Below are 22585 nucleotides of genomic sequence, written 5' to 3'. Positions count from 1 at the left end.
CAGGGGTTCGAATCCCCTACGGGTCACCATTCATATGATACATATGGAGGCTTAGCTCAGCTGGGAGAGCATCTGCCTTACAAGCAGAGGGTCGGCGGTTCGATCCCGTCAGCCTCCACCATATCATAGTATAACGACGCGGGGTGGAGCAGCCCGGTAGCTCGTCGGGCTCATAACCCGAAGGCCGCAGGTTCAAATCCTGCCCCCGCAACCAAATTTTTTAGTGTGGAGCCGTGGTGTAGAGGCCTAACATGCCTGCCTGTCACGCAGGAGACCGCGGGTTCGAATCCCGTCGGCTCCGCCATTTTTACTCAAATATAAACATGTTAAGGCTCGGTAGCTCAGTCGGTAGAGCAGAGGACTGAAAATCCTCGTGTCGGCGGTTCGATTCCGTCCCGAGCCATTGCGTGAGCCATTAGCTCAGTTGGTAGAGCACCTGACTTTTAATCAGGGTGTCGAAGGTTCGAGTCCTTCATGGCTCAGATTCATGCGTTCGTGGCGGAATTGGCAGACGCGCACGGTTCAGGTCCGTGTGGGCTAACCCCCCGTGGAGGTTCGAGTCCTCTCGAGCGCATCATTCAATGCGGAAGTGGCTCAGCGGTAGAGCATCGCCTTGCCAAGGCGAGGGTCGCGGGTTCGATTCCCGTCTTCCGCTCCATTATTATCAACATTTGCGCCCTTAGCTCAGCTGGATAGAGCGTTTGACTACGAATCAAAAGGTCGGGAGTTCGAATCTCTCAGGGCGCGCCATACTTGCCGGTGTGGCGGAATTGGCAGACGCGCGCGACTCAAAATCGTGAGGGAAACCGTGGGGGTTCGAGTCCCTTCACCGGCACCATAATTTTCGGGATGTAGCTCAGCTTGGTAGAGCACCTGGTTTGGGACCAGGGGGTCGCATGTTCAAATCGTGTCATCCCGACCATCTTTATTTGCGGGTGTAGTTCAATGGTAGAACTCCAGCCTTCCAAGCTGGTAGCGTGGGTTCGATTCCCATCACCCGCTTAAAGGCAAAACCTTGAGAAATCAAGGTTTTTTTGTTTTTTACCGATGAGGACAGTTGAAATACGCTGGAACGAAATCCTTCATGATCCGATTCAACCTTCTATTAAAGCAAATTCTATGGATTAACTTTCTACCATTTTTGTATATAATGGGAAGTAGTCGGATCATAGGAGGGCTGTAATGACGATGAAACCGGTAGGCCAAACGGCAACAGCAGGCTTTCAAATAGGGGTAAGAAGAACATTGAATATGAGCAAAGAGCAAGCTTGGGAGCTTTTGACTTCAGCAACTGGGCTTAAGCTATGGTTAGGGGATCTGGAGACATTGAATCTGGAAGCAGGACACCCATATACAGCTTACGATGGGACGTCTGGAGAAATGAGAGTCGTTAAGCCTTACGCACAGCTGCGTATGACATGGCAGAGAAAAGATTGGGCAAAGCCGTCAACGCTTCAGATTCGTCTATTACCTGCTAGCGGTAACAAAACGACAATTAGCTTTCACCAGGAAAAGCTGGCTGATCTCCATGCTAGAGAAGAAATGAAAATGCGATGGGAGAGCGTGTTATCCCGCCTTTCGGATTATGCCGGATAGATAAGCAGATTAATACAAGACAGCAAAAGAAACCGTACTTTTTCGTCATGGAAATGAGACTCTCTCATTTTTTCCTATGGCGTAAAGGTACGGTTTTTGTTTTGTTCCTAATAGTACTGCGCTTAACCTTGGACAACTCCACCGTCATTTACGGTGGCAGCAGCTTGTTTGGCTGCTGTACTGGATTTTTTGTACAACGCCAGCACACTCAATGAAATCAGCAAAATGATTAACAGAATGAAATATAAATGCTGATAAGCTATGGCGGGAGCGGAATTTTTTTGCCATACAAGAAATAGCCCGCAAGCGGCGACGGCGAACGATCCGCCAAGGTATTGCGACAACTGGGTTAGACCCATTCCTGATCCTATCAGGTGCTTAGGCAGTATCCGGGACACTTCGTTCGATAAAGCAGAGGTGACGGACGATAGGGCAGGCGAAAAAATAAGATAAGCAGCCAAGGTGACATACGCTGAAGCGTGAACCCAAAGAGAAATCATCAGTACCGAAATCCCTAGCAGAAGATGTCCTGCAACCATAAAGCGATAGTTGCCGTAACGGTCAATCCAACGGCCGACCAGCTTCAGCAAACAAGCCGACAGGAAGGCACCTGGAAAAATCATCATCCCGATGGATGCCGCACCCATTGCGAATACTTTGGAATAGATGAGTGGCATAAGAAACAGCATCGACAGGTTCAGCACAAAGACAGAGAAAGCGATAAGTAACAGTTTCCGGTAAGCCGGGTTCTGAAATAATACCGGAGGGATAAATGGCTTCTCCGCCCGACGCAGGTGCCAAGCTGTTATACATAAGGCCGCAATGCTAATAAGTAGAACGATTGCGGACATCTGAGTTACAGCAATTAAGAAAGCGGACGAGGTGATGACAATCAAGGCCGCTCCGGCATAATCGAATCGCACTCGTTCCAGCGTTTCTTTGGGAATGAGTCTCCATAGAATGGGGACCAGCAAGACAACCAGACAGGTAACGGCAAACAGCTCATGCCACCCGAAATATTGCGTTATGGCTCCGCCGATGACAGGCCCTAATCCAAATGCCAATGCGCTTCCTGAAGCAATCATGGAGATAGCTCTCCCACGACGCTCATACGGCACGTACCGGCTGGCAAGCACCATGCCGAGTCCTGGTGTAGCTCCTGCTCCGCTTGCCTGAAACAAACGGGCGAACAGGACAAGTCCGAAGTTATCGGCAAACAAGCCTATAATAGATCCAATAACGAGAAGCGAAATCCCTATAGACCAAAGCTTCCGGATAGGGATGAAGTCGGATAATCTGCTGAAAATAATAGTCGAAAGAGCGAAGACGATGGAATATCCTGATACAATCCATGAGCCTTGTCCCGCCGTGATGTGGAGCTGCTCGATAATATCCGGAAGAGATACGTTGAACATCGTCGTGTTCATAACGACAATAAAATTCCCGAGCGCCCATACGGGAATTGTAATTTTATCATTCATACTTATATAACCGCCTGACATATGACTTTTTTGACACCATTGTTTATACTACTCTTGAATACTTATATATAAAAATATATTTTTTTGTATGAATTGATAAGTTATAACTTATGTATAGAGATTGATTCAATCGCTTGGGGGGAATTTCCGATGGAATTGCTGCAGTTGAAATATTTTCGAATCGTGGCAAGACATGAGCATATGACACGGGCCGCCAAGGAGCTGCGTATTGCGCAGCCAGCGCTTAGCCAGACGATTGCCAAGCTGGAGCTGGAGGTAGGCGTGCCGTTATTTGATCGCCAAGGCAGGCAGATTAAGCTTAATTCGTTCGGAAAAGCGTTTCTGAAGCATATGGATCGGGCACTATCGGCCATCGATGACGGCTTGCAGGAAGTTAAGGATCTAGCAGGAATGGAGCATGGGTATATCACACTTAGCGTCGTTTCCACTCAAGTATTGGGTGACATGCTAAAGGCATTTCATTTGGAGCATCCCAATGTGAAGTTTCGAGTTCATCAGCAACCGGTGCAGACGATGATTCAGCAGCTTCATAGCGGTGAAGTGGACTTATGCATTACCTCCTTACCTATCGAGCATACGGGAATTGAGTCCATAACGTTAATAAACGATGAGATTATATTAATTGTCCCCCAGGAGCATCGGCTGGCAGGTAAGCGAAGTGTGAGGCTGATTGATATTGCGGATGAAACATTTATCAACTTAAAAAAAGGAAATAACATACGTGATCTGACCGATATGTATTTCGAGCAGGCAGGCATTAAGCCGGACATTGCTTTTGAAATCGACGAACCGGCTTCCGTACGAAGCTTGGTCAAAGCGGGACTGGGCATTTCATTCAGCACATTGCTCAATTTAAGGTATTGGGATCATACTACGGTCGTTCCTCTGCGAATAGAAGAGCCGGTTTGCCAGCGTCCGATAGGTTTGGCATGGAAGACAGATCGGTTTCATTCCTTGGCCGTACGCAGCTTTCGGCAGTTCGTTACGGATTATTTTACTAAGCTGGAAAAAGACAAGTGGCTGGACGAATCAGCTCTCTAGTTCCAGACGAGGGAAGCAATTGAATATTTTTCCTAGTATGCATACAATGAATTTATATGCTTGTCCATAAAGAAAGGAGTGCCTGATCCATGTCGAAAGCGGACAACATGCTCTCCATATTGTGGCTGCTGAAAAAAGGAAAACGGTTAACGGCAAAACAACTTGCAGAAGAGCTGGAAATGAACATTCGTACCGTATACCGGTATATTGACGCACTGTGTGCCAGCGGTGTTCCCATTATTGCGGATTCCGGGCATAACGGGGGCTATAGCTTGCTGGAGCGGTTTAACGAAGCGCCGTTGTTTTTTGATATGAGCGAGCAGAAGGCGCTTATTCAAGCGGCTGTTTTCGCCAGAGAGGCAGGCTACCCCTATGGGGAGGCATTGCAGCGTGCCGTTGACAAGCTGAAGCTGTACACGAATGATGAGCAATTAAACGAACTTAATCGGCATTTGGTCGGCTTCGATGTCATCCATGCTCCGCAGCCTTCTTCACAGGAGTGGCTCCTCCAAGAGCTGGAAATGTCGGTAGCCAACGGTTGTACTATGGCGGTGGAGTATTTGAAGGGAAATGCTGATTCTACGAATCAACGCGAGGTCGATCCTTATGGACTCGTTTATTGGAGAGGGAAATGGTATATCGTCGCTTATTGCCATCTTCGCGAAGAAATCCGCAGCTTCCGTGTGGACCGTATTCATTCATTGATCCAAACGGAGAATCGTTTTGATCGGCCTCATGGTTTTTCTGCAAGGGAGTTTTTTATGAGCACTCTGCTGCCTGATATAGATAATCAGGAAAACCTCATGTTGGTCCGTATCGAAGGAAAGGAGCAATCAATCAACGATTTAAGCCAGCATTGGCTGCTTTCTTATGTTATGGTGGAGCGTACGGCGACCGAGATACAGTATAGGCTGGATGAGAAGTCCGTTGCGACGTTCCTCCCTCATTTGCTGCTCCCGTACGGCAGATCGATACGGATTATGGAGCCATCTTTATTGCAGGAGAGACTGGTAGCAGTCACCACGGCCTTATTGGACTATTATCAGAAAATGTAGCTTGATTCTCACTGACTGCATTTGTCAGTCAAGCTGATGTAGGATATAAGCAGGATGTGGAATGCGGATGAGCACACGATTAGCTGTATGGATGACAGAGGTACCAAGCGGAACATCCAATATGGAATTATAAGGAGAGGTGTCTAATGAAGCATAATGCGATAGAACTGTATGGATATCATGTTTGGGCGAATGATAAAATCTTTAACCATCTTAAAACGCTACCACGAGACACATATGATGCTGTCATACAAAGTGTGTTTCCATCATTATCGAAAGCGTTGATCCATATTTATAGGGTGGATGTTATGTGGTTGGGTGCCATATCTGGCGATAGCTATGAGCATATGGTTACCGAGATACAGAGGGTTCTCAAGGAGACGAAAGGGATAGGCTTGGAGGATTTGCAGCAGCTATATCATCAAGCGGCGGAACAGTTTCAGGCCTTTTTTGCGAACAATGATATGGATGTGGTTAAGGCATACCCTCATCCGCAGTATGGGACGCTTAACGCCAGCAACGCCGATATCGTGCAGCATCTAGTTAACCATGGAACCTACCATCGCGGCAATATAACGGCTATGCTCCGTCAACAGGGTCATCCAGGCATACCGACCGATTATGCGTTTTACTTGTATGAAGTGAGGGACTGAAGAGAAGATCGTTCATGAAGCGTTAGAGCGACAAGCTGTGACGCTTTATGGAAAACACTTTCCAAGGAAAACAGAGCCTATTTTTATTCGGTAGGTTCTTAATTTATCGGGCAAAGTGGAGGAATTCAGCATTTGGATGGCGGATGAGAGCTTACTCTTGTTCCGTCTTCTTGCTGTTTAAGGGTAGCCGAAAAAGGAGGAGATGTGGTATGCTATTAAACATCAGATGATCGGATAATGTGAAGGAGAGGAAAAGAATGGACTATGTAATCGATTTGCAAAATGTAACGTACCGCAGAGAAAAAAACGAGCTGCTGACGGATATTAACTGGCAGGTTCGTCCAGGAGAGCATTGGGCCATCCTCGGATTAAATGGATCAGGCAAAACAACGATGCTTAATATCGTCAACGGGTATATATGGCCAACAACCGGTAAAGTTTCCGTATTGGGCCATCCTTATGGAACGGTCGATTTGCGGGAGCTTCGCATGTCTATTGGGTGGGTAAGCTTATCTTTGCAGGAAAAATTGTATGCTACCGATAAGGTGGAGCACATCGTCGTAAGTGGTAAATACGCAACAATAGGCTTGTATGAAAAGCCGGGAGAAGAGGATTGGGAACGCGCAACCGAATTGATGGAGCAAATGCGCTGCCTTCATTTGAAGGGGCGTCAGTATCAGACCTGCTCTCAAGGGGAAAAGCAAAAAATATTGATCGCCCGCGCACTGATGAGCTCGCCGAAGCTGTTGATTCTCGACGAGCCATGCAATGGGCTTGATTTGTTTTCGCGGGAAGCACTCCTTGAGGTCATCGACCAATTGGCCAAGTCGCCGGCTGCGCCGACGCTGCTCTATGTGACTCACCACACGGAAGAGATATTACCGATGTTCCGCCATGCCTTGCTGCTGCGCCGGGGCGAGGTATTCGCCTCCGGACAGGTGAGCGAGGTGCTGACCGAGCGGCACTTGTCGAGCTTCTTCGAGTCGCCAGTAGAGGTATTGAGCCGGGAGGACCGGTACTGGGTCCTCCCGAAGCAGCAGCGTCGCGACCATGCGGCGCAGGAGATCAGCATGACGACGGAGTAAGTCATGCTTAGATGTAAGGCTGAAGCTGCTCCCGCAGCTTCACGCTGATGGGCGTCAACGGCAAGCGCAGCGTGCCGTTGGCGATAAGGCCTTGCTCCGCGAGAAGCCATTTGAGCGGAGCCGGGTTCGGCTCGGCGAATAGCAGCCGGATGAGCGGCAGCAGTTCGCCGAATTCCAGCTTGGCCTCGCTCACGAGGCCGGAGATGAAGCGGTTGTAGATGTGTACGAACCGCTCAGTATGCAGATGTGCGGAAGCGAGCATGCCTCCTTTGGCTCCGCAGCAAAGGGAAGCGTAGAAGTAAGCGTCCTCTCCGCACAGCACCGGCTTTGATCCACAGCGCGACAGCTCGGAGACGAGCTGGACACCCCCTGAACTGTCCTTCATCCCAATGACGCCGTCCATATCCAGGATGGTCCGAACAGTATCTACTTCCAGAGAAACTCCCGTTCGGCTTGGAATTTCATACAGGATAACCGGAACACCTACCTCCGCTACCTTCCGATAATGTTCAATAATCCCTTGCTGAGATGGTCTGTTGTAATAAGGCACGACGACGAGTGCCGCATCCGCTCCGATAAGTCCGGCTTGCTCCGTTCTCCGGACGGTGGATGCCGTATCGTTCGTCCCTGTTCCGAGCACAATCGGAACCCGTACCGAGCCAATCGTTTCTTTTGCTGCTTGGGTCACCGCTTCCCATTCCTGCTGCTTCATCGTTGGAGATTCACCGGTCGTTCCATTAACGACTAGGCCGTGGATGCCATCGCCAATGAGGCGGGATACCAGATTGCGGAATGACTCCTCATCCACTTCACCGTTTGGGTGAAAGGGAGTTACGATAGGGATGAATATGCCTTTAAGCTGCTGTTCGGTTAACATCGTGCATTCCTCCTAGTGAGTTGTATCAGACTTTCTCTTAAGCCTGGCTGAAATGGATTAAACTCACTTTAGCATGGATTTCATTATCAGTGTTAGCTATAATAAGTGATAATCAGTATCAATAATTTTGATGATAGAGGCGGGTCGACGATGGACTTAACGTACTTTCGCACGTTTCGTGAGGTCGCAAGGAGAGCCAGCTTTACACGCGCCGGGGAGGAGCTCGGTTATGCGCAGTCAAGCGTGACTATGCAGATTCAGAAGCTGGAACGGGAATACGGCGTCCCCTTATTCGAGCGCTATGGCAAGCAGCTGCGTCTTACTCCGCCGGGCGAAGCACTACTCAAACTTGCGGTGCAAATGCTTGATCTTTACGATCAATCGAAGGAAACGATTGCGAATCAGGTCAGTGCAGCCGTTACCATCGGCACGATCGATTCGCTAGCGGCCTATTATTTGCCGCCATACCTGCAGCAGCTGAGGCAGCTGCATCCGGGACTCGGCATCCAGCTGCTGCCGGATAGCGAGGCAGCGCTTGTCGCTAAAGTCAAGGAGGGCGAGTACGATGTCGCTCTGCTGCTTGACCGCAGTCCCGCCGATGCGGCGCTCCGCTGCATCACGGTGCGGGAGGAGCCGCTTGTACTCGTCGCGCCCCCAGGGCATTCGCTGACGGAGGTGTCGGGTGCGGCGCTTCGCGATCTTGAGGGCTGTGAGCTGATCGTGTCCGAGGGCAGCTGCATTTATCGCAGCACCTTTGAGAAGGTGCTGCGGGATAATGGAGTGGCGTATCGGATCGGCTTCGAGCTGGGCAGTCTGGAGGCGATCAAGCAATGCGTCATGAATGGGCTTGGCATTGCCCTGCTGCCGCGAATAGCGGTTGAGGTTGAACTGCAGCGCGGTACGCTCGCGGTCATTCCTTTTCAGCACACAGATCTCCGCTTCCAACTGCAGGTGCTCTTGCATCCGAAGAAATGGATGTCGCAAACGCTGCTGACGTTCATAGGCTTGCTGACCGGAGAGGAAGCAGCGGAAAGCACGTTGGTCAAGGAAATACGTGAACAGTTATGATAAGACATAGCAAAGTCCTGCTAGGGATTCCAAAACAACGGATACCCTAGCAGGACTTTTTGTGTGAATGGACATGAACCTGATAGATTTTTCACATCATGATGAACCGTTATAACACTCTCTCCGGTTCTATTTAACGACTAGAACGGGAATAGAAGCGTGCTGAACGACATTATGACTCGTACTCCCGAGGAATAGCTCATCTATTGCGGTCAATCCTCTGCTGCCGATGACGATGAGATCGTTCTCGTTTTCCCGAGCATGCTCTACAATTGTTTTGGCCGGCTGGCCTTGCTTAATAATGGATTTGGCTGAGGGAAGGTCAGAGATCAATCTCTTGATTTCTTCATCTACGGCCATCTCATGCTCATAGTAGTTTTTTTGCAAGTTAGGGGTGGTGAGAACTGCTTCCCCCACTATGAGTACAGGAACATAGTAGACATGCAGCACTTCGATTTCAGCCGCGGCGGCAGCCATTTTTTTGGCATGCTCCAATGCTTTTTTAGAAAGGTCGGAACCGTCGTAAGCGACGAGAATTTTGGAATACATCGTAAACACCTCTTTGCTTGTATTTAGGCCCATATGCATAAGGCTAACTCTTCCGTCAAATAGTACCTGTTCGTTATAACCTCTCCTTTCCGCGGCAGCTTTATTCCAGGGATACAAGTTTATTACCCTTTTAGAAAACGGAAGAAGACATTGGGAAAAAAGAAGAACAGAACATTTTATGACTTTTTGACAAAAGTTTTAAGAGAAGGGATGACGGTTGTATGTTATTGTGCTACAATTTTGTAGATTCGTGTTACTGGATAATGTTTCATGGTAGACTGGATAGAAAAAGGGGAGAGAGAAGTGTTGAGAGGACAAGCTGTTCGATTTTTTACTTTGTTACTTGTACTCGTTCTATTTGTTGTCATGACCGGGTGCACTCAAGCTCCAAAGGAAAGCGCGACGAAAGCGAAGGATGAATTAGTCGTCGCCGTAGGCTCCGAGCCTGAGGCGGGCTTTGATCCCACAACAGGATGGGGACGCTACGGTTCGCCGCTGTTTCAGAGTACTTTGTTTAAATACGATGACAAAATGAGCATTGTGAACGATCTCGCAACGGGCTACGAGTTGAGCACCGACGGGACGGTCTGGACGGTAAATATCCGTAAGGATGCGAAATTTACGGACGGGAAGCCGCTCACGGCGGCAGACATTCAATATACGTACGAAACGGCAGCAAAGAGCGGTTCTGCCATTGATTTGAGTAATATGAAGAGCGTGGAGGCCCTGAACGATTCGACAGTGAAATTCACATTGAAGGAGCCGCAATCGACTTTTATTCAGATGATGCTGGCAACTGGAATAGTGCCTAAACACGCTCACGGAAAAGATTATTCGCAAAAGCCGATGGGAAGCGGACCGTATAAGCTTATCCAGTGGGATAAAGGTCAACAGCTAATAGTAGAGGCGAATCCAGATTATTACGGCATGAAGCCTTACTTTAAAAAGCTGACGTTCCTGTTCCTGAGTGAAGATGCTGCTTTTGCTGCTGCTAAGGCAGGCAAGGTCGATGTATCTTACATTCCGGCTGCGTTCAGCAAGCAGCAGGTGCCGGGCATGCGTCTTGAAACCGTCCATTCGGTTGATAACCGGGGAATTGTGTTCCCTTATGTGAAGTCCGGCGGGAAGACGAAGGACGGCGTGCCTATCGGCAATGACGTCACTGCAGATATAGCTATTCGTAAAGCCATCAATACAGCGATTGATCGCAAAGCATTGGTTAAAGGGGTTTTGGAGGGGCACGGGACCCCGGCCTTTACCGTAAACGACGGTCTGCCTTGGTACAATCCTGAATCTGTCGTACCGGACGCAGATCCGGAAGCTGCAAAGAAACTGTTGGCAGATGCGGGTTGGAAGGATACGAACGGCGATGGCATTTTGGAAAAAGGATCGCTGAAAGCGGAGTTTTCTTTACTCTATCCATCCGATGATGTGACGCGTCAATCGCTTGCGATTACGGTAGCGGATATGATGAAGTCGATCGGCATTAACATCAAGGTGGACGGCAAGAGCTGGGATGAAATCAAGAAGCTGATGCATTCCAGTGCGATCATGCTCGGTTGGGGCAGCAATGATCCTATGGAGATGTACAATGTGTACAGCAGCAAATACGGTGGTGTCGAGTATTATAATCCAGGGTTTTATAGCAATCCGACAGTCGATGGTTATATGAACAAAGCGCTGCGTGCGACGAATACGAAGGATGCCATGGAATTTTGGAAAAAAGCACAGTGGGACGGCACAACAGGCTTGAGCGCCAAAGGCGACGCTCCATGGGCATGGTTAGTGAACATCGACCATTTGTATTTGGTCAAAGACAACCTGGATATTGGCAAGCAGCGTATTCATCCTCATGGCCACGGCTGGCCGGTAACCGATAATATTGAAGAATGGAAATGGCTGAAATAGAAGGAAGCGGGGGCGTTTAGCATGGGCGGAAGCTTGATAAAGTTTCTGGGGCTGAAGGCCGTAAGGCTTTGTCTCTTATTGATTGCGATCAGCGCGGTGTCTTTCCTGCTTGTCAGCCAGTCTCCCATAGACCCGGTTCAAGCTTACATTGGCTCCGATATGATGAAGGTATCGCCTGAGCAGCGTGAGCTGATCACCGCACATTGGGGGTTGGACAAGCCGCCGCTGGAGCGTTACATGAAATGGGCAGCCTCGGTGATACAAGGAGATATGGGCACATCGATGATCTTTCGCCGTCCGGTTACGGAGGTGATCGGTGAACGATTTATGAGCTCTATCGCTTTGATGAGCACAGCATGGTTGCTGTCTGGACTTATAGGCTTTGCTGCGGGTGTCGTTGCGGCGATGAATAAGGGCCGTTGGATAGATAAAGCCATCAAATGGTATTGCTATACATTGGCCTCCACTCCAACCTTCTGGATGGGGCTGCTGCTGTTGATTGTTTTCGCAGTATGGCTTGGATGGTTTCCTGTAGGAATGGGCGTACCTGCTGGGGTGCTTGCACAAGAAGTAACATGGAGTGATCGGGTTCAGCACATGATCCTGCCGGCATTGACGCTGAGCGTGATCGGGATTTCTACAATTGCCATGCATACAAGAGAGAAGCTGGTGAGCGTATTGGCAAGCGATTATGTATTATTCGCAAGAGCGCGGGGAGAGCAAGGATTTCAGCTGTTTTGGAGACATGGAATGCGTAATATCGCCTTACCTGCGGTAACGCTGCAGTTCGCATCGTTTAGCGAGCTGTTCGGAGGCGCGGTGCTTGCAGAGCAAGTATTCTCATATCCGGGACTTGGACAAGCTACGGTGGAAGCGGGTCTGCGTGGGGATGTACCGCTCTTGATGGGGCTTGTGCTGTTCAGTGCTGTATTCGTGTTCTCGGGTAATTTGCTGGCCGATCTTATCTATCGAATCGTAGATCCGCGGTTCAGAGAAGGGCGGTCATCATAGAAATGGGCATTGGGAAAATAAACCGAAGGAAGCGCACGCTAACTATGACTGCTTTAGCTTCAGTACTATTGATTTCTGTAGTACTTACAGGCTTCCTCTTGAGCAGCGATAGAATACAAACGCATCTTGAAATTCGTAATTTGGCTCCGTCGTGGAGCCATCTGTTCGGTACGGACTGGTTGGGAAGGGATATGTTCACACGTACCATGAAAGGTCTCGTACTTAGCATTGGGGTCGGCTTAACCGCGGCTTCAGCCAGCGTGGTCATTGCCATGACGCTGGGACTCGCTGCGGCTACGATGGGCAAAACGATCGATCGGTTCATCAGCTGGCTAATCGATTTGTTTCTTAGTGTACCCCACTTGGTTACGCTCATTCTTCTGGCTTTTGTCATGGGCGGGGGAGCCAAAGGGATTATTATCGGGATCGCATTTACCCACTGGCCCAGCTTATCCCGTGTGATCCGCGCCGAAGTCATGCAGCTTAGATCAGCCGAGTTCGTTCAAATATCCGGCCATTTGGGTAAAACGCGCTGGTGGATTGCCACGAGGCACTTGCTTCCCCACTTAGCCCCACAGTTCGTGGTAGGTGTTGTGCTGCTGTTCCCTCATGCGATTCTGCATGAAGCGGCCGTAACGTTTATCGGCATGGGGTTATCCCCGCACCAGCCTGCTATAGGCGTTATTTTGTCCGAATCGATGCGCTACTTATCGACGGGGATGTGGTGGCTGGCATTCTTCCCTGGCCTATGCTTACTGCTGATCGTACGAGCGTTCGATGTGCTGGGTGAAAATTTACGTCAGATCTTTGACCCGCATAAAGCGCATGAATAGCTGCAGCAAGTTATTAGACAGATAGTAAAGGAGCTGAAGGAAAGATGCCTATTTTGGATGTGCGGGACCTTTCCATATCGTTTACACAATATACTGGTGGCTTGAAGCAGAATACTACGCAAGTCATTCATGATCTGCATCTGGCAATCCATTCTGGAGAAATTGTCGCTGTAGTCGGTTCTAGCGGTTCGGGCAAAAGCTTGCTTGCGCATGCGATTCTAGGTATATTGCCGTCGAACGCCAAGATGACCGGAAAGATTCAGTATGACGGACAGGAGCTCGATGCTAAACGAATGGCAGCATTGAGGGGGAAAGAAATCGCCCTGGTCCCGCAATCGGTAACGTTTCTTGATCCTCTTATGCGGGTAGGAGAGCAGGTGAAGGCTTCTGTAAGGGAAGGGGATTCTAAGGCCAAGCTGAAAGAAGTATTCGAGCGGTATCGGCTTGCTCCTGATACGGACAAGAAATATCCGTTTCAGCTGTCCGGAGGGATGGCACGGCGTGTCCTGGTTTCTACTGCCACGATTAGCGGAGCGAAGCTGATTATTGCCGATGAGCCGACGCCTGGGTTGGACCCTGCTGTCGTACAGGAAGCGCTGGGTCGCTTCAGGGAGCTTGCGGACAACGGTGCCGGGGTCATGCTGATTACGCATGACATCGAATCGGCGTTAGCCATTGCGGATAGGGTTGCCGTCTTCTATGCAGGCACGACGGTTGAAGTGTCTCGTGCCGAGGATTTCAGATCTTCGGGGGATGCGCTTCGCCATCCTTACAGCAAGGCATTATGGCGGGCTCTGCCGCAAAATGATTTCGCGCCTATACCAGGCTTTCAGCCTCATCCGAATGCGCTGCCACCGGGTTGCTTGTTCGCTCCGCGATGCGCCTTGGCTACACCGGAATGCAGCGAGGCTATGCCGGCAGAACGCGAGCTGCGCGGCGGGATGGTGAGGTGCATTCATGCTTCTTGAGGCTCAACAGATTGGTTTCCGATACGATAAAGGGCCGTGGTTATTTCGCAGCGTCGATATAGCGATAAATCCGGGCGAGGTTGTCGGGCTTGTGGGGCCAAGCGGCTGCGGAAAAACCTCCTTGGGCCGCATTCTTGCAGGTTTTGAGAAGCCGCAGGAGGGCTCTGTCAAGCTGGGCGGCAAACCGCTGCCTGCATCGGGCTTTCACCCAGTGCAGCTCGTATTCCAGCACCCGGAGAAAGCGGTCAATCCGCGCTGGACGATGAGACGGATGCTGCAAGAAGGTGGAGAGCCGGACAAAGGGCTTCTTTCCTCATTAGGCATTGAGCCGGATTGGCTCAGCCGCTGGCCAAATGAGCTATCCGGTGGCGAGCTGCAGCGCTTCTGCGTTGCACGTGCGCTTGGGACCGGTACACGCTTTCTTATTGCCGACGAGATGACGGCCATGCTTGATGCGATTACGCAGGCACAAATCTGGCATGCCGTTCTGGCTGAGGCAAGTAGGCGGGATATTGGCATATTGGTCGTCAGCCATGAAAGGAAGCTGATCGATCGCATTTGCAGCCGAGTCGTGGATACCGCTGAGTGGCGGTAAATGAGAACAGCACTACACCAATCGATGGTGTAGTGCTGTTGTTCGTTTCCACAGGAATATAATCCGCTTACTTCACAATAAGCACAGGCACTTTGGAGTTCTGTACCACGTTGTGACTAACGCTGCCAAGGAAGAACTCACGGATCGCTCCAAGTCCCCGGCTGCCCATAATGATTAAGTCCACACCGTTTTCATCGGCATAGTCCAAAATGGAGTTGGCTGGAGATCCGTTCTGGATAACGTAGCTTGCGTCTACTGTTGAAGGCATGAGATCTCTTGCTTCTTGGATAACGCCTTCGCTGATTTTCGGGTCAATGGCAATGGTTGTTCCCATGGCATAGGATACGTCCTGTACGCCGTGAATGACGTGGAGTTGAGGCGCTTGAGCAGCTTCCTGCTGTACAATCTCGATTGCTTTAGCCAGCGCTTTTTTAGATAAGTTGGAACCGTCATATGCGACAAGAATTTTGGAAAATAGCATGATAACCACCTCCGTGATTATTTCGTTTCTTTCTACGTCTTCATTATACCATGTCCATAGCATAAATTGTCGAAAAAATCTGACTATATGTGTCAATTAGAGGAACGATAGGCAGCACTTGGATCGCTTTTGAGAAACAATCTTTACTTAACAGGATCGTGTGTCTGTGAGCTACGAATGGCTTGTAAAAGCAGCAGCGCTTGTCGCTGTCGGCTGAAACTGTTTGCGGTATTGTCGCGGTGTCAAGCCGATGCTCTGCGTAAAGCATCGAGTGAAGTAAGCGGAGTAATGAAAGCCTACACTATCGGAAATTTCCGAGACGGGAAGATCCGTTTTCAGCAGAAGCAATTTAGCCTGCTCAAGGCGGTAGTGCTGCAAATATTCCAAAGGCGTGCATTGATACACTTCCTTCATGCAGCGAGCGATGTAATTCGGATGAAAGTGAAGCGCATCTGCAAGCATGGCATTCGTTACATCGGAGTGATAATGCTGTTTCAAATAAGCTTCAGCTCTTTCCGCGACAACCCGTGAAGGGTCGAGGTTTCCTGGATGCTGGCCATCGACAGCCGTACGAAGAAGCTCTGCAAATATCTGTTGCTGCTCCCAAAATGTATTGGACCGAAGCCCAGCAAACAGCCCCAGCAGCTTGTCGAATTGGTCATAACTTTGCTGAGGAGCAGGCATCGCCCAATGCTTGGGGATGGATATCATGTGCTGCTCCGGGTGCATCCAGCCCTTGGAAATTGTAGTGTCCTTCAGGTTGAGCTCGGATTGTCCTGCCACTTCCCTCCATGGTGAGGCTATACGAAAATGAAGCCAGTAAAACATAGTTTCCTCATGACAAGGAGCCGAGGCATAATGGTAGCGATCAGGAAGAAGGATGAGCATTTCTCCCGCGGACAGCTTCCACCGTCGGTCATCCTCTCCGATATAAAGAGTTCCCCTACGAACGAGCAAGAGATCGAACATGCCTAGATTGGCTCTGTCCGGGTGCTGCTGTCCTTGGGAATACGCACTTTTGCCGCATTCGATGAAATAAGGCAGTGGCACTGCCTGAAAATGGATAAAAAGGGGCTCCATCCTCTGCACCTCAGGTTCAAATAGTATAAATATAGGGTGAAACTATTCGTATTTTTCATTTATTTTATAAGATATGATGATAAAACGGAAGGTTGAAATTGTATTTATATTTCTCAGTTAAGGGTGTGACGTGATGTCGCTTTTTACAAGCAGTCAAGTGCCTTTGAACAAGGTTCGGATTGACGATCCATTCTGGTCTCCCTACATCAAGCTCGTCCGTGAGGTTGTCATTCCGTATCAATGGGAGGCTCTGAACGACCAGATTCCCGGAGCTGAGCCGAGCCATGCCATGAGCAACCTTCTGATCGCCGCAGGCAAGAAGACGGGATCGTTCGGCGGCTTTGTGTTTCAAGATAGCGATTTAGCCAAATGGCTGGAGGCGGTGGCTTATTCACTGGCGAATCATCTGGATGCAGAGCTGGAGGCCATAGTGGACCGGGTTATCGGCTTAATTGAAGAAGCACAGCACGATGACGGCTATTTCAATACATACTTCACGATAAAAGAGCCGGATAAGCGATGGACGAACTTAACCGATTGCCATGAGTTGTATGTTGCAGGGCATCTAATGGAGGCAGCTGTAGCTTACTACGAGGCTACGGGGAAACGTCAGTTCCTTGAGGTGATGTGCCGTTTTGCCGATTACATCGGTACGGTGTTCGGCAGAGAATCTGGGCAAATACGCGGCTATGACGGTCACCAGGAAATCGAGCTTGCTCTCGTTAAGCTGTATCAGGCAACGGGAAACGATAACTATTTGCAGCTCAGCCGTTACTTTATAGACGAAAGGGGTCAGCAGCCTCATTTCTTCACACAGGAATGGAAAACAAGAGGAGAGACTACCCACTGGAGACCTGGGAAAGTGCCTCCTCCGAATACGGCCTACCACCAAAGTCATGCACCTGTCAGGGAACAAATGGAGGCCGTCGGGCATTCGGTACGTGCTGTCTATATGTATACAGGAATGGCTGATTTGGCAGGTCATATCGGAGATGCTTCGCTGTTAGAGGCCTGCCGGAGGTTGTGGAATAATACCGTTTCCAAGCAAATGTACATTACTGGCGGTATCGGCTCAACGGCACATGGGGAAGCATTTACCTTCGACTACGACCTTCCTAATGATACGGTCTATGCGGAAACCTGTGCGTCGATAGGGCTGATCTTTTTTGCCAATCGTATGCTCCAGCTGGAAGCCAATGGACAATATGCCGATGTATTGGAGCGGGCACTCTATAATAACGTAGCAGGAAGCATGGCGTTAGACGGTAAACATTACTTCTACGTAAATCCGTTGGAAGTATGGCCGAAGGCGAGTGCCCACAATCCTTCCTGCAAGCACGTGAAGACGGTTAGACAGCCTTGGTTTGGTTGCTCCTGCTGCCCACCTAACGTGGCGCGGTTATTGGCTTCGCTTGGTGGATACATCTACACTTGCAGCGATAATACCATCTATACGCATTTGTATATTGGAAGCGAAGCTCATTTAGAGGTTGCGGGCACGCGAGTGCAGTTAAAGCAAGCTTCCGACTATCCTTGGGAAGGCCGGATTCGGTTGGCGGTGACTCCAGCAGAAGCAGCGGATTTCGCATTAGCGCTACGCATTCCCGGATGGTGCCGCGAGGCTGAACTGAAAGTGAACGGAGAACCAATAACGGTTGAACCCCTTGTTGTAGATGGATATGCTTATATCAGCAGATTGTGGCAGGCAGGAGATGTCGTGGAGCTGGAACTGCCTATGACCGCACAGCGAGTTCGATCGAATCCAAAGCTGCGGGCAAACGCAGGCAAAGCAGCTATCCAACGCGGGCCTCTCGTGTATTGTCTAGAGGAAGAAGATAACGGTGAGCTTCTGACAGCTATCACATTTGGTGCGGAAGCCGATCTAACCGAGCGGTTCGATGCCGATTTGCTGGGAGGTATTGTGGTTGTAGAGGCGGCTGCTTTACGTGAAGATGAAAGTGCATGGAACGAAGAAGAATTATACCGTCCTGTGATTCAACGTACGGTCCCCCACCGCTTGCAAGCTATCCCATACTTTTTATGGGGAAACCGGAAACAAGGTGAAATGACGGTGTGGATTCGAGAGAAATAAGGTTATTACGAAAGAAGCTGTCTTTGCTGCCGCTATGGCAGGGAGATGGCTTTTTATGTTGGTAACAAGATGAAAATGCTGTCGAAAAAAGGAAAATACATCTCCTTGTGGAATAAGTCTAGCGGACTATTTTCCAATTTTAAACATAGGGGAAGGTCTACATGACAACAAAGAAAAAGGGGAAGTCGCACAATGAAAAGGTGGGCATGGTTTACATTGATTGTGGGCATGTTGTTTCTCTTATTGATTCCATTAAGAGATGCTTATGCCGAAGGAAAGCTGATCGAAGATCCGGTGTTGGAGGAGGCTATTAAACAACAATTGAAGTTTGAGACGGATGAGGAACTGACCGAAGAGCACCTACTTGAACTTACTTCCTTGTATCCGCGTGGGGAAGGGAAAATAAGAAGTTTAAAGGGACTGGAATATGCGACAAACCTTGAGGCATTGTACGCTCCAGATCAGGAAATTAAGGATCTTTCTCCACTAGAACATTTAACCGGCATCACCAGACTTGGTTTATACAGCAATCAGATAGAGAATATTTGTCCCCTTGCTAATTTGTATCAGTTGCAGCAATTAGTGATATTCAACAACAAAATAAAATCAATTGACTGTCTATCCCAAAATTATAAAATTACTGATCTATTGATAGGTGATAATGAAATTCAAGACATAACAGCACTGGTCCATTTGCCTTTAAGATGGGTTAGTTTAGAGAAGAATCGAATTACTGATATTGATCCTTTAAAAGAACATCCAACATTAGAAACAATATTTCTCAATAAAAATAAAGTTCAGGATATTCACCCGCTTTTATCTATCCCAAAATTAAAAACGCTTTATATCAAAGATAACCCGCTATGGGACGAGGGAAAGCCAGTTATTGATGAACTTATAAAAAAAGGGATATCGATCAACGAAATGCCATCTATGAGTACAGTTCCAAACGAAATTACCGTTATATTGGACGGGAAAAAAGTAAACTTCAATGACGCGCCGTATGTTGAGGACGGTAGCACTTTGGTACAATTCCGTCCATTATTTGAGGCACTTGGACTTCAGATCGAATGGGACGAGCGGAATCAGGTAGTCACAGGTAAGAAGCAGGATCTTCAAATAACACTTAAAGTTAACGATCTGACGGTTGTAGTTAACGGAGTTCAACAAACGCTGCCGTCCGCACCCAAGGTGGTAAACGGGAATACGTTCGTACCTGTGCGTTTTATTAGCGAGGCCTTGCATTACGAAGTCTCTTGGGAAGAAGAGACTATGACGATAAGTATCTACAGCGATTTACAAGAGTTTAAATCTAGAGACAACACTTGGAGCTTTAAGGCTAGCCATAAGTGGATGCACATGGATACGGGGCTGTCGGTTGATGTCAGTGCAATTTCGAATGAGGGTAAGGGATTCATATTTTTGGAGGATCATGTTGCACCCGAACATATTATTGATTTAACAGAATATCTGAATGCTTATTTAAGCAAGACCAATTATAAACCGTTGTCCAAAGCGGAGAGATTCTCTGCTAATGGGCTTGACGCGGTTTATGGATCTTTCTCCTATGAAAGCGGACCTTATCAGTTCGGAGCAAAGATGATTATCATTAAAGGAGAAAAAAGTTTATATAAGTTTTTGTTGACTTCCAATGCAAAAGACTTCGACGAATCCTCCACAGAATTACTAGACATCGCCAAAACGTTCCGGGAGATTCCCACCCTGGAAGAACAGGTAGCAGAGAAATTCAAGGGGAAGAGCGCAGCGGAAAGAATACATGAAACCTTTGCTTATTACAAAGAGATGGGCTTTTTTCAATCGATGAACGTGAGCGAAGTGGAGAAGACTTTCTTGGACAACTATCCTATGGACTTTGCGGCCGATAAAGAATTTGATCCGTATCAGGACAATACCTACTACCAGCTATTTGCCGATCAGTTTATATTGCAGCTGGACAAAAGCAGGGTTTGGATGGAGGATACGGAGGCTGATGTCGGAAAAGGGAATGATGTCTATGTCAAAGTACTGAAGCAATGGGCCCAGATCTCCAGAGGTGCCTTTAACCCAACTGACATTGTGGAAACGTGGAATACCGAAGAAGGTCCTGTGAAGCTGCAATTTATCTTGAACGGAGATAAAGTGATCTTATATCCCCAATACATGAACGACTTTATCGATGTAGGCATATTGAAAAAGATCAATACCAAGATAGCAGGCAGCGGGTATCAGTTTGCGGTTGTTGCAATAGATCAGCAAGTATTTGTAACGGCATTGAACGAGAAGGAACTCGCTAAAATATCCAATGAGCGTCTATGGCCGTTAGAGCAGTAATAGACCACAGTCGAGGGAATACTTCCATCGAAAGTCGAGTCAGCAAAGGATCTATCCTGAAGCTGGTTCGGCTTTTTTTGAGGCTTAAGAGAGGGCAGCGGTGAAATGAACCTTTTTCGGGCGCAGGACCAATATAGAGTGAAATAAAGATTAGGGGGCCGGCCGCCTATGACAGAGCAAGCATTGCATGAATCGATACGCCAGATGACAGAGGGCAGCAAGGAAGCGTTTCGGATTGTTTATGACCAAAGCAAGGAGGAGGTGTTCCGAACGGTAAGCCTGTTGGTGAATAACAAGCAGGACGTGAACGATGTCGTGAATGAAGTGTATATGGAGCTGTGCAAGTCACTGTCCAAGTATGACTTTAACAAACCGTTTCGTTCATGGTTAACGGGATTAACGATTCGCCAGGTTCATAATTGGAATCGTAAACTGTGGCGTAGGTTTAGACTTCACGAACGCAGTGTTCGTATGGAGCTCCATGAACCGAGTGTGGATGCCGAATCGCTCTATTTGCGTAATGAGCATCGCAGTGAGCTGATCCAACTAGTCCAAGGACTAAACTACAAGCACCGATGCGTTATTGTTCTGCGGTATTATCATGAGTACTCTTTCGAGGAGATAGCCGAGCTGCTGGGCATTCCGGTAGGAACGGTGAAGTCACGGCATCATACGGCACTTAACAAGCTGCGCCAGCAATCAACCAATCCAATAACAGATGATGAAGGAGGCTTTTCCACATGTCCATCCAAAATCAACTGAAATCCGAGCTCCAGCAATATGCGGGGCAAATGACTTTTCCCCGTGAGCTCGACGGTCGAGTGGAACGTGTATTCAACGCCTATGCGGCGAAGAAACAGCGAAGAACATTCTTAAGGGACAGCAAAAGAGCACGGATTGCGCTTATTGCGGCATGCATCTTACTGTTCTCGGGTGTTGCCTATGCTTCGAATTTGCTCTACACCATGCAAACGAATAAGGTTCAACTTGAAGTGTCCAAGAATGCAGCCGTGCAGCTGCCGGATAGTTTGAACGAGCAAATCAGAGGCACCTTCCGGGAGGTCAGAAGCCAGCTGTCTCCTGGGGAAGCCGCAGTTGTCTACGTACAGCCATTAGAGCAGCGGAAGCTTCCTGCCGTGACGATGCTAGTCCACCCGGCCGCCTACACAGACATTCAGCATTGGAAGCAGCAGGTGGAGCAAGCGGGTACACAGCTTAAAACTCCTACAGTACTGCCGCAAGGATTTTACTATGTTAGAGGAGAATTGCAGCCGCTGGTCGGAATGCTAGATGCTGAAAGCTATGCAAAATATGAAAAAAAATTAAAGCAGCAGGCCAAAGAAACGAAGCAAACGATCGTATGGCAAAAAGCAGAAGCTCCTTCAATCAGCGCAGACGGGTTTTATAGCCCTGGGTTAATTTATGCAAATACCCATAATGATGAAATCGAGGTTCGATATCAGCTGTTGCCTGCATCAGAAGAGCATATGGATCTGAAGCTTACTACAGGAGATAAGACAACGGGAGAGAAGGTTTCTGTAGCCGGCAAAGAAGGATATTATACGGTAAATCCACAGTCCATATTCACCGATAATGGCGCGGCCCGCGATGTGAGCTGGATGGATTCGGTGGATGGAAGAACCATACTATACCACGTCATGACGTCATCGGCCAACGTAACGAAAGATGAGCTGCTGGCAGTGGCCAATAGCCTCAAGTAAAAATAGCCTGATAGTAAAAGTCCGCAGTCCAGAATGGAGTGCGGGCTTTTTGGAGTAATCGACAGCCCGTGTGCCAATCGGCTTTTTCTTTTGATCTGTTAAGGAGTATACTGGAGGGAGAAATAGTCAGTTTCATTCT

At 48.6% G+C, this 22585-nt stretch carries 20 protein-coding genes and 11 tRNA genes; 26 read left to right on the top strand and 5 right to left on the bottom strand.

Annotation, left to right across the window (positions count from 1 at the left end):
• Nucleotides 1-45 precede the first annotated feature (45 nt).
• The 12 genes from BP97_RS0134145 to BP97_RS0134090 all read left to right on the top strand — a co-directional run bounded on the left by BP97_RS0134145 (nt 46) and on the right by BP97_RS0134090 (nt 1596).
• Nucleotides 46-121: transfer RNA gene (locus BP97_RS0134145), tRNA-Val, on the top strand.
• Nucleotides 122-137: 16 nt separating this feature from the next.
• A tRNA-Met gene (locus tag BP97_RS0134140) sits at nt 138-214 on the top strand.
• 13 nt (nt 215-227) lie between these two features.
• Nucleotides 228-304: transfer RNA gene (locus BP97_RS0134135), tRNA-Asp, on the top strand.
• Nucleotides 305-330: 26 nt separating this feature from the next.
• Nucleotides 331-403, top strand: a tRNA-Phe gene (locus tag BP97_RS0134130).
• 6 nt (nt 404-409) lie between these two features.
• Nucleotides 410-482 (top strand) — tRNA-Lys (locus BP97_RS0134125).
• Nucleotides 483-489: 7 nt separating this feature from the next.
• Nucleotides 490-574: transfer RNA gene (locus BP97_RS0134120), tRNA-Leu, on the top strand.
• A 9-nt stretch (nt 575-583) separates the two neighbouring features.
• Nucleotides 584-658 (top strand) — tRNA-Gly (locus tag BP97_RS0134115).
• A gap of 15 nt (nt 659-673) precedes the next feature.
• A tRNA-Arg gene (locus tag BP97_RS0134110) sits at nt 674-750 on the top strand.
• A gap of 5 nt (nt 751-755) precedes the next feature.
• Nucleotides 756-838: transfer RNA gene (locus tag BP97_RS0134105), tRNA-Leu, on the top strand.
• Between the two features lie 7 nt (nt 839-845).
• Nucleotides 846-922, top strand: a tRNA-Pro gene (locus BP97_RS0134100).
• A 9-nt stretch (nt 923-931) separates the two neighbouring features.
• Nucleotides 932-1002, top strand: a tRNA-Gly gene (locus BP97_RS0134095).
• A 180-nt stretch (nt 1003-1182) separates the two neighbouring features.
• A complete protein-coding gene (locus BP97_RS0134090; RefSeq protein WP_028553079.1) occupies nt 1183-1596 on the top strand; it encodes an SRPBCC family protein in 414 nt (137 codons plus the stop codon).
• A 122-nt stretch (nt 1597-1718) separates the two neighbouring features.
• Here BP97_RS0134090 and BP97_RS38465 read toward each other — a convergent pair whose 3' ends face one another.
• The gene (locus BP97_RS38465; protein WP_036747093.1) at nt 1719-3077 is read right to left on the bottom strand and encodes an MFS transporter; all 1359 of its coding nucleotides are present in this window, start codon (nt 3075-3077) and stop codon (nt 1719-1721) included.
• Nucleotides 3078-3227: 150 nt separating this feature from the next.
• Between BP97_RS38465 and BP97_RS0134080 the strand changes: the two genes are divergently transcribed.
• The 4 genes from BP97_RS0134080 (at nt 3228) to BP97_RS38460 (ending at nt 6932) form a co-directional block, all read left to right on the top strand.
• The gene (locus BP97_RS0134080; RefSeq protein WP_028553078.1) at nt 3228-4139 is read left to right on the top strand and encodes a LysR family transcriptional regulator; all 912 of its coding nucleotides are present in this window, start codon (nt 3228-3230) and stop codon (nt 4137-4139) included.
• Nucleotides 4140-4228: 89 nt separating this feature from the next.
• On the top strand, nt 4229-5194 hold the full coding sequence (locus BP97_RS0134075; RefSeq protein ID WP_028553077.1) for a helix-turn-helix transcriptional regulator: 966 nt from the start codon (nt 4229-4231) through the stop codon (nt 5192-5194).
• Nucleotides 5195-5340: 146 nt separating this feature from the next.
• Complete coding sequence (locus BP97_RS0134070; RefSeq protein WP_028553076.1) at nt 5341-5847, top strand: DinB family protein; 507 nt, start codon at nt 5341-5343, stop codon at nt 5845-5847.
• Nucleotides 5848-6104: 257 nt separating this feature from the next.
• Nucleotides 6105-6932, top strand: coding sequence for an ABC transporter ATP-binding protein (locus BP97_RS38460; RefSeq protein WP_051621222.1), 828 nt, complete (start codon nt 6105-6107; stop codon nt 6930-6932).
• Between the two features lie 7 nt (nt 6933-6939).
• On the opposite strand, the gene dapA is transcribed toward BP97_RS38460, so the two are convergent.
• Entirely contained in the window at nt 6940-7809 is an 870-nt protein-coding gene (dapA, locus tag BP97_RS0134060) for a 4-hydroxy-tetrahydrodipicolinate synthase (protein ID WP_028553075.1), read from the bottom strand.
• A gap of 150 nt (nt 7810-7959) precedes the next feature.
• Between dapA and BP97_RS0134055 the strand changes: the two genes are divergently transcribed.
• Nucleotides 7960-8877, top strand: coding sequence for a LysR family transcriptional regulator (locus tag BP97_RS0134055; protein WP_028553074.1), 918 nt, complete (start codon nt 7960-7962; stop codon nt 8875-8877).
• 129 nt (nt 8878-9006) lie between these two features.
• On the opposite strand, the gene BP97_RS0134050 is transcribed toward BP97_RS0134055, so the two are convergent.
• Complete coding sequence (locus BP97_RS0134050; protein WP_028553073.1) at nt 9007-9426, bottom strand: universal stress protein; 420 nt, start codon at nt 9424-9426, stop codon at nt 9007-9009.
• Nucleotides 9427-9792: 366 nt separating this feature from the next.
• Here BP97_RS0134050 and BP97_RS0134045 point away from each other — a divergent pair, with 366 nt between their 5' ends.
• From BP97_RS0134045 to BP97_RS0134025, 5 genes are read left to right on the top strand one after another with little or no spacing between them, the layout of a single operon-like run.
• Complete coding sequence (locus BP97_RS0134045; protein WP_051621253.1) at nt 9793-11334, top strand: ABC transporter substrate-binding protein; 1542 nt, start codon at nt 9793-9795, stop codon at nt 11332-11334.
• Between the two features lie 21 nt (nt 11335-11355).
• Nucleotides 11356-12345 (top strand): ABC transporter permease, encoded by a 990-nt coding sequence (locus tag BP97_RS0134040; RefSeq protein WP_028553071.1) that lies wholly within the window; start codon nt 11356-11358, stop codon nt 12343-12345.
• Between the two features lie 44 nt (nt 12346-12389).
• Nucleotides 12390-13178 carry an ABC transporter permease gene (locus tag BP97_RS0134035; protein ID WP_231506560.1) on the top strand — a complete coding sequence of 263 codons (789 nt, stop codon included), beginning with the start codon at nt 12390-12392 and terminating at the stop codon, nt 13176-13178.
• Nucleotides 13179-13222: 44 nt separating this feature from the next.
• Nucleotides 13223-14146: an ABC transporter ATP-binding protein gene (locus BP97_RS0134030; RefSeq protein WP_028553069.1), complete on the top strand. Its 924-nt coding sequence runs from the start codon at nt 13223-13225 to the stop codon at nt 14144-14146.
• On the top strand, nt 14136-14741 hold the full coding sequence (locus BP97_RS0134025) for an ABC transporter ATP-binding protein (RefSeq protein ID WP_028553068.1): 606 nt from the start codon (nt 14136-14138) through the stop codon (nt 14739-14741). Before BP97_RS0134030 ends, BP97_RS0134025 begins: the two co-directional genes overlap by 11 nt.
• Before the next feature lie 67 nt (nt 14742-14808).
• On the opposite strand, the gene BP97_RS0134020 is transcribed toward BP97_RS0134025, so the two are convergent.
• Both BP97_RS0134020 and BP97_RS38455 read right to left on the bottom strand, forming a co-directional pair.
• The gene (locus tag BP97_RS0134020) at nt 14809-15222 is read right to left on the bottom strand and encodes a universal stress protein (RefSeq protein ID WP_028553067.1); all 414 of its coding nucleotides are present in this window, start codon (nt 15220-15222) and stop codon (nt 14809-14811) included.
• A 171-nt stretch (nt 15223-15393) separates the two neighbouring features.
• Nucleotides 15394-16302, bottom strand: coding sequence for a helix-turn-helix transcriptional regulator (locus BP97_RS38455; protein WP_051621220.1), 909 nt, complete (start codon nt 16300-16302; stop codon nt 15394-15396).
• A 133-nt stretch (nt 16303-16435) separates the two neighbouring features.
• Between BP97_RS38455 and BP97_RS0134010 the strand changes: the two genes are divergently transcribed.
• From BP97_RS0134010 to BP97_RS0133995, 4 genes are all read left to right on the top strand, one after another.
• Nucleotides 16436-18394 carry a glycoside hydrolase family 127 protein gene (locus BP97_RS0134010; RefSeq protein ID WP_028553066.1) on the top strand — a complete coding sequence of 653 codons (1959 nt, stop codon included), beginning with the start codon at nt 16436-16438 and terminating at the stop codon, nt 18392-18394.
• Between the two features lie 192 nt (nt 18395-18586).
• A complete protein-coding gene (locus tag BP97_RS39335; RefSeq protein WP_028553065.1) occupies nt 18587-20725 on the top strand; it encodes a stalk domain-containing protein in 2139 nt (712 codons plus the stop codon).
• Between the two features lie 168 nt (nt 20726-20893).
• Entirely contained in the window at nt 20894-21487 is a 594-nt protein-coding gene (locus tag BP97_RS0134000) for a sigma-70 family RNA polymerase sigma factor (RefSeq protein ID WP_028553064.1), read from the top strand.
• Nucleotides 21466-22446, top strand: coding sequence for a hypothetical protein (locus BP97_RS0133995; RefSeq protein ID WP_028553063.1), 981 nt, complete (start codon nt 21466-21468; stop codon nt 22444-22446). Before BP97_RS0134000 ends, BP97_RS0133995 begins: the two co-directional genes overlap by 22 nt.
• Nucleotides 22447-22585 lie beyond the last annotated feature (139 nt).

Origin of the sequence: Paenibacillus sp. UNC451MF, assembly GCF_000686845.1 — a bacterium.
GTDB lineage: Bacteria > Bacillota > Bacilli > Paenibacillales > NBRC-103111 > Paenibacillus_S.
This window is presented reverse-complemented; position numbering and strand designations above follow the sequence as displayed.